Origin of the sequence: Shewanella khirikhana (assembly GCF_003957745.1) — a bacterium.
GTDB lineage: Bacteria > Pseudomonadota > Gammaproteobacteria > Enterobacterales > Shewanellaceae > Shewanella > Shewanella khirikhana.
Genome location: NZ_CP020373.1, coordinates 2,368,579 through 2,379,661 on the forward strand (window position 1 = coordinate 2,368,579; position 11,083 = coordinate 2,379,661).

At 51.6% G+C, this 11,083-nt stretch carries 11 protein-coding genes; all 11 read left to right on the top strand.

From position 1 onward, the window contains the following. Positions 1-50 precede the first annotated feature (50 nt). Positions 51-467, top strand: coding sequence for a hypothetical protein (locus STH12_RS10410; protein WP_126167485.1), 417 nt, complete (start codon positions 51-53; stop codon positions 465-467). An 83-nt stretch (positions 468-550) separates the two neighbouring features. After that, complete coding sequence (locus tag STH12_RS10415; RefSeq protein WP_126167486.1) at positions 551-1,123, top strand: class II aldolase/adducin head domain-containing protein; 573 nt, start codon at positions 551-553, stop codon at positions 1,121-1,123. Between the two features lie 174 nt (positions 1,124-1,297). Then, a complete protein-coding gene (locus tag STH12_RS10420; protein ID WP_126167487.1) occupies positions 1,298-2,035 on the top strand; it encodes a hypothetical protein in 738 nt (245 codons plus the stop codon). A gap of 142 nt (positions 2,036-2,177) precedes the next feature. Continuing rightward, positions 2,178-2,918, top strand: a complete 741-nt coding sequence (locus STH12_RS21445) for a hypothetical protein (protein WP_164551182.1) — start codon at positions 2,178-2,180, stop codon at positions 2,916-2,918. Between the two features lie 802 nt (positions 2,919-3,720). After that, the gene (locus tag STH12_RS10430; RefSeq protein ID WP_126167489.1) at positions 3,721-5,049 is read left to right on the top strand and encodes a motility associated factor glycosyltransferase family protein; all 1,329 of its coding nucleotides are present in this window, start codon (positions 3,721-3,723) and stop codon (positions 5,047-5,049) included. Next, positions 5,042-5,341, top strand: a complete 300-nt coding sequence (locus STH12_RS10435; protein WP_126167490.1) for a hypothetical protein — start codon at positions 5,042-5,044, stop codon at positions 5,339-5,341. Before STH12_RS10430 ends, STH12_RS10435 begins: the two co-directional genes overlap by 8 nt. Next, complete coding sequence (locus STH12_RS10440) at positions 5,338-6,198, top strand: N-acetylneuraminate synthase family protein (protein WP_126167491.1); 861 nt, start codon at positions 5,338-5,340, stop codon at positions 6,196-6,198. The genes STH12_RS10435 and STH12_RS10440 overlap by 4 nt, the downstream gene beginning before the upstream one ends. Next, positions 6,195-7,937 (top strand): thiamine pyrophosphate-binding protein, encoded by a 1,743-nt coding sequence (locus STH12_RS10445; RefSeq protein WP_126167492.1) that lies wholly within the window; start codon positions 6,195-6,197, stop codon positions 7,935-7,937. The genes STH12_RS10440 and STH12_RS10445 overlap by 4 nt, the downstream gene beginning before the upstream one ends. Beyond that, positions 7,930-8,664, top strand: coding sequence for an SDR family NAD(P)-dependent oxidoreductase (locus tag STH12_RS10450; protein ID WP_126167493.1), 735 nt, complete (start codon positions 7,930-7,932; stop codon positions 8,662-8,664). Before STH12_RS10445 ends, STH12_RS10450 begins: the two co-directional genes overlap by 8 nt. Positions 8,665-8,673: 9 nt before the next feature. Then, positions 8,674-9,858, top strand: a complete 1,185-nt coding sequence (locus tag STH12_RS10455; protein ID WP_126167494.1) for a class I SAM-dependent methyltransferase — start codon at positions 8,674-8,676, stop codon at positions 9,856-9,858. Further along, on the top strand, positions 9,858-11,081 hold the full coding sequence (locus tag STH12_RS10460) for an ATP-grasp domain-containing protein (protein ID WP_126167495.1): 1,224 nt from the start codon (positions 9,858-9,860) through the stop codon (positions 11,079-11,081). The genes STH12_RS10455 and STH12_RS10460 overlap by 1 nt, the downstream gene beginning before the upstream one ends. Positions 11,082-11,083 lie beyond the last annotated feature (2 nt).

Here is an 11,083-nt window from a genome sequence, read left to right on the forward strand (position 1 = left end):
GCCTACGGCGCACCTGAACCAAGCGTTAGCTGTATCAAGGAAAGGATCACGTGCGAACAAACGTAAGATTCCGAACAGAAAAATTTAAGCTTCCTCAAAATGATGGTGAGCCTTTCCCTTCAACTGAATTGGCGGGCTGGCTTGTTGAAAGGTTTCGCGAAGAGTTTAATCTAGATTATCTTGATGAAGATTATTATTGCCTACTATTTGTAGGAGATCCTGTTGAAGCTAAGTTAGAAGGTGCTTGCGGTTACGTTGAGGGCAATATTTGGCAAATTTCAATGCATTTAAAGCCGTCATTTATCGATCGGCTACTAAAGCGCGCATTGCCCCATGATGTACATAGAAATTTTCTTATTTCATTAGATGAGTTTCTGCAATCTGATCCAGAAATTACTGATATTGAGTGGTATGAAGAAGACTCAAGGTTGCGGGAGTTTAATCATGGAACACATGCAGTTCCATGAATAATCAGCTAACAAACAAAGGCAGCATCGCCCTGCGGGCTGGACGCACTAACGCGCGCCGCTGCTTTGGGCGTTAAGCGAATATGAACATCGAGATCGTTAAAGAAAGCAGGAGAGAGGTTAAGACATATGTTGAACTTATGTCTGGTGCTGACTCTATGCTCAATAAAGCAGAATCAGGCATTGAGGGTGGTTACTATTGCATAATGAGTGCATTAACCCTTTGTGCATTCTCATTTGAAGCTTATTTGAATCATATTGGAATTAAGCATTTTGATCTTTGGACTAAAGATGCACGAATACCAATTCTTGAGAAGTATTCAATAGTGTGTGAAAAGCTTTCTATTGAGTCGCCAGATTACTCTCGAGGTGATTGTCAAAGAGTAAGGCGACTTATCAGATACAGAGATACTATGGCGCATGGTATTACTCAAGATCTTGAATTAAAAAAGCCAGTAAAAAAATCTGAGGGTGATTTCTCTTTTGTTCAAAGATCGGAATGGGAAAAGTTTACTGTTTTAGAAAATGCTCAAAAATCAATAGAGAGCACTCAAAGAATTATAAACAATATAAATGAGGCCGCAGGGTTAGGTGATTACGCTTTCTTTTCAGGGCATGAAGTCTCGAGAATTGAGGTGAAATCGCTTAACAAGTAGCAGCAGCGGACTGTCAAAAGTGTCACTCAAATTGCTCGCGCAATTTAAGCGCCAATTTTACCAGCCGCTGTGCTAGGCGTTATAGCGCAGCGATATATTCATGTTTGGAGAATGAATTTGTGTAATAAGAAAGACTTATATCTCGATCGAGTGTATAAGCTATGTGCTCCATTGATGTTAGGTTTTGTGGCGTATTCGTATATATTTTCTGTAAAACCAGTCTTCGATAAGCAACAAGAACTAAATGAAAAAAGCTCTTTGGTAGAAACATTAGCTAGCGAAGTGAAAGATCTAGAGGGAGAGCGCAATGTTGCTCTTAGCCAGTTGCAAACAACGCAAGAGAAGCTAAGTGCTACCTCTGTAGATCTTAAGAAACGCACTGAAAGCTTGGAAAGAACATCGTCCAGTTTAAATGAGACACAGTACAAGCTAGATAGTACTGAGAGAAAATTATCTAATCTGGAAATTAAACTTGAAAATAAGCTTGAAGAAATAACCTCAAAAGAGGCGCTGTTAGCACAACTTCAACTTGATGTTGGTCAAAAGAACAAGGAGTTGCAAGAGTTAACAAAATCACTGAATAGTTCAGAAAATGCAGCTGTAGCATTTTATGTTTATCGTGTGGTAAATGAAGTTGTAAATGATGGAATCCGCGGCAGTACATCCCTTGTATATAGCAATTCTGATGAGTCAGATCGTTTTAACTTATACAATGCATTAATGAAGAAAGCAGAAGTTGATGAAAATGAGCAAGTGGATAAATATTCTCAAAAGTATTATGAAAATCAAGCCAAAGCACTGATAAAGCAATTTACAGAAGAAAAAGTTTCCACTAGTGAAACTAGCTACAAGATCGCATTTGACCTCTACACTTATGTTTTTAAAAAGCAAATGGGTATGTCAACCGAGTAGCGCTATAACAAACTGTTTAAGAGTGATTCGCAACGCGTGGCATTTTTGCTATGCGTTGGTTTTAGTGTTTAAGGTGGTATGCGGGAGCTTCGGTATTGCGTTGCTCACACCTTAACAGGGCGTTAGGCCATATGGAGGCTATGTGGAGCAATTTCAAAGAAAAGCTGTTGTTGCTAGTTATATAAATTTGGAAAAACAGCTACTGTCCTTTATGGATGTGGTACCTCTTGAATCTAATCACCTCAATGTTTGGTCTCCTCAGCTTGTAACAATTATTCTGGAAGCTGCTAGTCAACTTGATTCGTTGTTACGATACTGCACAGTTCGTAAAGAAAATGGCATATTTATTGAGCACGCATCAGGGAAAGTAAATATATTAACGCATTATAAAAATCATAAAGACAGTTTATCGCATCAATGGGTAGTTTGTTGGGGTGATGATGGCTATCTTATTCAACCATTTAAAGTATGGATAGGGAGTAAGCAGTACCAACAGCTTTTCTGGTGGGATGCTTATAATAAAATTAAGCACGATAGAGTTACTAATATGAAGTTAGGCACTTTACGTGTTGCCTCCTATGTTCTTGCGGCTCTTTATTTGGCTATTGTAAATTCACTTACATTACGAAGAAGTGTTGAGTCTTCTGGTTACTTTAATGGTGATCACTGTAGTCATGACATATGGTTAACTTGTCCAGATATAGCTGATGTGACTAAAGATTATGCTGTTATAGAGAGCCAGTTGTTTTCCCATCCAATTGAATGGTGCGATAAGAAAGTTGATTATTTCGATGAATGGCAGGGGGATGCATCAATGAAGTTCCGAGATTGGTTTAGGAGATATAATACTCACTTAGAAAGCAGTCGTAGAGAAATGGCCTAACAAACGCTTTAAGAGGGACAGCCAACGCATGGCATTTTTAGTTCCAATGAACATTAGTGGTTACGGCGGTTTGGTTTGAGTACAGTTTGGTTGGCTGCCCCTTAAGCGGGCGTTAAATTCTGTCCATCAACTCTCGCCGCTCTTCCTGCGAGAGTTCCCCCTTTCTATTTCACATCAGCCTGACCAACTGCTCTATCCTGCTTTTGACCTGCCTAGCCTCCAACCCCTGACCTCTCCCCCAACAAAGCCACTCTGGTGATCCCAAGCTCACTTCTTACCAGCTCCACTCTTTATCCAAAGCATGCGCAGGTGCTGGGTCTTGCTGAGTTCCCTGCTTGGCAGCCGTAGGGTTTTAGGTCATAGCCTACTGCTGGGTTGCATCCTAACCAAGACACGCCACCACGCATCACGCTCCAAATGACTGTGGTTCGCCTGAAAGCGTGGCTGGTCACCTCCTTTCTCCTTTTCCTCCTTCCCCGTAACCCCTCCCCCCATAACACCGTAGCCCCTTCGCCCGTAGCCCCATAGCCTCGTGTCCCACGGCAAGTGTCAGTTTTCTGGCTTAAAAGCTGGAACGTGTTTTGCTTTGGCTATTCCCTAAATGATTTTGCTGTGTGTTTTTATGGCGTTGCCTGAGTTTTACCCAGGGTAACCGCCTTTTAAATGGTCGGTTAAGGCGTGGCTTGGATTGCATTTGACAGGCAAGGGCGAAAACTGTGGCAATTCATTGTATTATTTGAGTTTGTATAACAGCAGATGTAACGGGAACGGATGATGGGGCCTTTGACCTCGGGACAGGTGCATGACAGAACTTTTTGATGCCAATCTGCAGATAATTGCCAGCCGCTGGCCAGCGCTGGCACAGGTGCTCAGTACTCAGGATGTGAGTGGACTCGATGCCACGCTGACCGAGGGCCGCACCCAGACTATCAGCATCAATGGTATTCAGCTCAGCAGCCGTCATGACAGGGTTGCCGAAGTTCGGCTGCTGCTGTCAACCGTTCCTGAAGATGCCACTGAGCTGACCTTGTTTGGCTCAGGCATGGGAGACCTACCCGAGTTTGCCCTTGAGCGAAGTGCACTGAAATCCCTGACAGTGGTGCTGATGAACCCGGCAATCTTTTGCCTTCTTTGCCACTACTGTGATTATTCAAAATGGCTCGCTGATCCCAGGCTTGAGCTCACATCCAGCCACAATGCCCATCTGCTGCCCGACCATTTTATCGCCATGATTGCCGACCTTAAGCTGTGCTCTGATGCGATGGCGCCCCTAAGAGACAACCTGCTGCGGGAGCTAAACCGCAGCCATACCAACCGCAAACATCTGGCGAGCGACGAGCTGCTGCTAAGCCGCTTTAAAGCCAATGAAGCCTTTTTAGTGTCTGACCCCAGTGCTGCCACGCTTAAGCCAGGCAAGTCCTGCGAACATGTGCTGGTGATTGGCGCAGGCCCTTCCCTTGAAGAAGACTACGCACATCTGGCACGGGCACAAATCAACGGCAAGGCACCTTTAATTATCGCAGTCGATACAGCAATGAAAGGGCTTGTGAGCCATGGCGTTCAGCCCGATATTGTGGTCAGCATAGATAAGCTGATTGGGGCCTATCATTTACCGCTTGAGCACAGCGCTGACTCGGCGCTGGTGTATTTTCCGGGGCTCGATACCGAGCTGCTGTCGCAATGGCAAGGCCCAAGGTACAGCGCCCTGGGCACATCTGCCAGCTACGATACGCTGGCAAGCCAGCATGCCCTGCCACGACTTTTTTGCGGTGGCAGCGTAGTGCATCCGGCGGTGGATTTAGCCTGCCGTTTGGGGGCAAAAGAGATAACCCTGCTCGGCTGCGATTTTTGCTTTTGCGACAACAAGAGCCATGCCTTTTGGCACAGCCATCCCCAATCCGATGAAACCGGCAAAGACTGGTCGGCAACGGTTAAGCAGCAGGTAGAGGCCGCCGATCACTGGGTGATTAATGGGCGCGGAGAAAGAGTGAACACCCTGCTCAATCTCAGCACCTATCTGCGGGCACTCGAGCGCTTTATAGCGGCAAACACTGCTGTGAGCTTTTACCGTGCCAGCCAATCCGGCGCCATGATTGAGGGCACGACCTGGAGGCCCCTTGCCCATGACTGAGCTGACACCGCCGCCCCATGACAACGCCAATCCGCTTCATAAAGCGCAGCTGCTTCGCTGTGCCCACGCATTCAGATTGGGACAAGAGGCGCTGGCAGCCTCGCTTTGGCAAGATATCATCTCGGCATTGGCCGCAAACCATGGCTTAATGGCAAACAGCGACTTTATTGCCCTGCTGCCGCAGATGCTGGCCGCACAGGAACGCAAAGATTGGCTGGGACTTGCCGATAATATCGAATATGAGTTGCTGGATATTTGCCAGCAACTGCACTCAGAAGGAAACCACAGATGACACTCTTTATCGCCGAAGTGTCCAGTAACCATCATCAGGATATCGAGCGCTGCTTCGAGTTTATCAAGGCTTCGGCGGCCATTGGCTGCGATGCGGTAAAGTTTCAGCTGTTTCGGATTGAAGAGCTGTTTGCCCCGGAAATTCTGCAGCGCAGCGAACAGCACAGGGCCCGCAAGGCCTGGGAGTTACCAGTCAGTTTTTTACCCGAACTCAAGCGCTGCTGCGATGAGGCTGGTATACAGTTTTCCTGCACCCCCTTTTATTTGGATGCAGTAGCCGAGCTTGAACCCTATGTGGATTTCTACAAAATCGCCTCCTACGAGCTGCTGTGGGACGAGCTGTTAATCGCCTGTGCCAAAACAGGCAAACCCGTGGTGTTTTCGGCCGGTATGGCCAATTTCGATGAAATCGACCATGCGGTGCAGGTGCTTAAAAACGCAGGCTGTGAAGACATCACCCTGCTGCACTGCGTCTCGGCCTACCCTACCCCCAGGGCCGAATGCAATCTGGCAGTGCTGGGGCACTTCCGCGAGCGCTATGGCATTAAGGTGGGTTGGTCAGATCACAGCGTGGCACCTGAGGTTATCCGCCGCGCCGTCAATCGCTGGCAGGCCGACTGCATTGAGTTTCATATCGACCTTGATAAGCAAGGCGCAGAATACGCCGCAGGCCACTGCTGGCTGCCGGAGCAAATGCAACCACTGATAGCCGAGTGCCGCGAGGCGAGCATACTCGACGGCAGCCCAGACAAGGTGCTTGCCCCCAGCGAAGCCCCCGATAGAGACTGGCGCGCCGATCCAAGCGATGGTCTGCGCCCGTTAATACACATCAGAAGTACCTTTGGAGTTAACCAATGAACCACCCTGCAATTCAGGTCGCCGCCGACGCCGTAATCCACTTTCTGGCAACCCAAGGAATAGGTTCACTGCACAATTACCCCGGCGGCACCATAGCGCCGCTGCTGGATGCCTGTAACCGATTCGGGATCCGGGTTTATACCTCAAGACACGAACAGGGTGCCGGCTACGCCGCCCTGGCACAGGCCAAGTTAACCGGCCTGCCCGGAATTGTGGCCGTCACCTCTGGACCGGGCGTCACCAACGTGCTTACACCGGTCGCCGACGCCTTCTTTGACGGTATTCCGCTGCTGGTGTTCACCGGCCAGGTGGGCACTGGCGACTTAACGGCTGGCAAACCCGTGCGTCAATCTGGCTTTCAGGAAGTGGACACCCCGGCACTGATGAAGTCGATTACCAAGGCGCAATTTCAGCCAAAAACCATTGCCGAACTGGTCGATGTGCTGCCCAAAGCCTGGCAGATAGCACTGGAAGGTCGCATGGGGCCGGTGTCGCTGGACTTGCCGATGGATGTTCAGCGCGGCGCTTTTGACGGCATCATTGCGCCGCTGGCAAGCGCAGACGCCCCTGCCGCGCCTATCACGCCTTTTATCAGCGAGCTTTTAAGCGCCATCAACAGCGCCAAGCGTCCGGTCATTATCTGCGGTAATGGCATGGCCAATGCGCAAAACGCGAGCTTACTCAGCGCCATCCGCGACTATTGGCCAGCCCCGGTGAGCCACAGTTTGCTGGGTGTTGGCACCCTGGACAGCCATGATGCGGGCTGTCTTGGCTTTCATGGCCATACCGGCAGTCAGCTTGCAGGCAAGGCCATTGCCGAAGCTGACTTGTTGCTGGTATTGGGTTCACGGCTGGACGTGCGCCAAACCGGCACTCTTAAGGCCGACTTCGCCAAGCAGGCGCGTATTTTCCGGATTGATTTTGATCCCAATGAACTCGAATACAGCCGCATAGCCCATCACAGTGCCCTGTGCTCGGCCCTTGAACCTGCTCTGGCAGCACTGAAGCAAACCCTTGCTGACAACACAAGCCCGGATCTTAGTCCCTGGCTTTCGCAAATTAACGACTGGCGTGCCAGCTTGCCGTGGCCCTATCCCGAGTATCCGGGCGCAGCGCCCAAGGCCATTTTGGAGTATCTCAGCGACCATTTGCCGCAGGAAACCATAGTTACCACGGGTGTTGGCGCGCATCAGCACTGGGTTGCCAGACACTTCCGCTTTGCACTGCCAACCCGCCGCCTGATGACATCCGCCGGCCACGGCACCATGGGCTACGACCTGCCAAGCGCCATTGGCGCCGCCATTCACTCGCCAGACTCATGCGTCTTGTGTGTTGCCGGTGATGGCTCAATTCAGATGAATATTCAAGAGCTTGGCATGATTGCTGAGCTGGGGCTCAAGCTGAAAATCCTGGTGCTGGATAACCACAGGCTGGGGCTGGTGTCCCAGTTCCAGCTGATGAATTGGGAAACCGACACCGCCTGTGGCAACAAGCAGTCACCGGATTTTGCCACCATCGCCAAAGGTTATGGCATCGAGGCGCTGCACTGCGGCATGGATGAGCCGCTAAAGCCCGCTCTGGACAGCTTTATTGAAGCCTCTGGGCCTGTGCTTTTGCACCTTGAAATCGATAAACGTCACGACGTGTTGCCAATGCTGCTGGGCGGCCAGCAGACCGACAAGATGTGGCCCTACTTCGACATGCAGGGCAATCCCTGCAAGGGGAGCGTGGATGAATAAACTGGTACTTATCACCGGCGGCGGCAGAGGCATTGGCGCCGGTTTGGTCAAAGCCTTTGCCGATGCCGGCTACAGTGTTGCCCTCACCTACTGCCGTGGCAAAGAAAAGGCCGAAGCATTGGCCGCGACCTTAGGCGACAAGGTCGCCGCTTTCGCGCTGGATCAAGCAGATCCTGCCAGTATCCGTGAGTGCATTCAGGCCATTGAAGCGCACTTTTCCAAAAGCATCGATGTGCTCATCAACAATGGTGCCATCGCCCAGGAAAAGCCCTTTGCCGACATCAGTGCCGATGACTTCAGCCAGATGCTGAACACCAACCTGCGGGGCCCTTTCCTACTGGCTCAGGCCTGTATTCCGGCCATGCAACAGCAGCAGTTTGGCCGGATCATCAATATCGGCTCCATCGGTGGTCAGTGGGGCGGCTTTAACCAGGTGCATTACGCCGCAGCCAAGGCGGGCCTGATTAACCTGGGGCAGTCCATCGCAAAAATTTATTCCCGTGATGGCATCCGCGCCAACACCATTTCGATTGGCCTGGTGGCCACCGAGATGACCGAGCATGAGCTCAGCACCGAAGCCGGTAAGCAAAAGGCCGCCGCCATTCCCGTAGGGCGTGTGGGCACAGTGGACGATATTGCCCCGCTGGCGCTGTTTTTGGCATCCACCCAGAGCGACTACCTCAGCGGTCAAACCCTCAATGCCAACGGCGGCATGTATTTCGGTTAAGGAACTTCCATGAAAAGACATTGTTTTCTTTGCCAATCGGCCACCGAGGTGGTGTTCTCCACAACCTGGGTGTTGCCGGGATTGGCGCCAAGGGAAATTGGCTTTTCGGTCTGCCCTGAGTGCGGCTCTGTGTGCCAAAGTCCGTCGGTAAGCTTTGATGAGATGATGACTTTTTACAGCTCAATGGCGGTCTATACCAATCCGGGCAGAGCGGAAAAGCCCACCGATGCCAAGGTGCGGGATCTGGATGAGCAAATCCGTTTTATCCGCCGCGGCATTGGCCACCTGCCACAATCGGCGCTGCAAATTGGCAGTTCCGATGGTTATACCCTGTCACGCTTTCGTGATGCCGGTGTCAGCCGGGTGCTTGGGGTCGAGCCCGGCACCGCATCGGTGGAGCTCGCCAAACGCCTTTACCAAATTGACTGTATTCATGGCAGTGCAGAAGATTTCCACACAGACGAGCAGTTCGAGCTGATTATTCTGACCCACGTGCTTGAGCATCTGTATCAGCCACAGGACACACTGAAAAAGTGCCGCAGCCTGCAACAGCAAGCAGAAGAGGCGTTTATTTACGTTGAAGTGCCGCTGATGGCAAAGCCTGCCAGCCTGTGCCCCGGTTTTTTCTCCTTTGAACATATCAACTACTACACCCGCGATAACCTGGTACGCAGTCTGGCCGAAGCCGGTTACTCGGTGGTGTCCCTGGTTGAGCATTACAACAGCAACCTGTCACCTATCATTGGTGTGCTGGCAAGTACCCGCCGGCAGGATCACTGTGATGATTTCCATGCCGAAATCAGCCGTAATCGTGCCATTCTCAGTGAATACCGCGCCAAGGAAGTGGCCTATTGGCAGGGGTGCCTGGATGCGATCTTGCCTGCGCTGAAGCAAAGCAAGCGCGTATTCCTGTGGGGCGCCGGTATACATACCAGCCAAATCGTCGCCAACACCAACTTAATTACCGAGTGCACCATTGCCGGGCTCACTGACACATCCAACCTTAAGTGGGGGCTCAGGCAGGGTGACTGGCTGTGTCAGGCGCCTGACAGCATCGACTGGCAACAGGGCGACTGCGTGCTTATCTCATCTTATGCCAGTGAAAAAGAAATTTTTGATGCATTGCAATGGCTTAGAGATAAAGGCGTGACCACTTTACGACTTCACAACGTTGACGACACCCGGACACATTGATGACAAAACATCTCCTGATTGTGGGCGCAGGCATCGAAGCCTGTGAAGGCATAAAAATCGCCAGGGACATGGGGCTCAAGCTTATTATTGCTGATGGCAATCCGGCGGCGCCCGGACTGGCGATGGCCGACTGGCAAATTATCGCCAGCACCTATGATGGCGCGGCCATCCTGGAGGCCGTACGCCGCCTTCAGGATGACGGCATTGCCGTGCACGGCGCTATCGCCATGTGCGCCGATGTCCCCTTGAGCGTGGCCACAGTCACCCATGCCCTTGGTTTGCCCGGTTTGTCGTTGGGATCTGCGTTTTGGGTGTCTGACAAACTGGCGATGAAAACAAGGTTAGCCGCCGAAGGTATTCCCATTCCCCGCTTCGCCGATGTGACTGATATTGCAACGCTTAAGTCCCGCGCCCGCGAAATTGGCTTTCCACTGATAATCAAACCCGTGGACAGTCGCGGCGCCCGGGGCGTGCAGCTCATCGACGCTGAAGCTGCCCTGGAAGATGCCTGGGCGGCGGCAGCCAAAGAGTCCCCCACCGCCAGGGTGATGCTGGAAGAGTACCTCAGCGGCCCGCAATTCAGCACCGAAACCCTGATTGATGACGGCAAGTGCTACACCCTTGGCTTTGCCGATCGCAATTACGAGTGGCTGCCACGCACCAAGCCATTCATTATCGAAAACGGCGGCGATGCGCCAACCGGCGAGAGCGCCGCGGTTAAGGCCGAGGTGATTGCCACCGTCGAGCGGGCGGCGGCCGCCCTTGGTATTCGCCAGGGGGTTGCCAAGGGCGATATGGTGTACACCGAAGACGGCGCCAAGGTTATCGAAATCGCCGGGCGCCTGTCCGGGGGCTTTTTCTCCACGACCCAAATTCCGCTGGCGACCGGGGTGAACTTTATTGAAAAAGCCATCAAGCTGGCCTTGGGCGAGACACTCACTCCCGAAGAAGTGACCCCCATTCGCGAGCAGGCTGTTGCTATCCGCTACCTTGACCTGCCAAGCGGCACAGTTGCGGCAATCGCAGGCGTAGATGAAGCTGCCACCGCCACCGGGGTAAGCTTACTCAAGGTCTTTATTGGCCCGGGCTCTAAGGTAGAAACATTGTCAAATCATACCCAAAGAGCAGGCTTTGCCATTGCCGTTGCCGATACCAAGGCCCAGGCTATCGCACGGGCCAATGACGCCCTTGACCGTATACGCGTCAGCTTCAGGAACGACTAAGC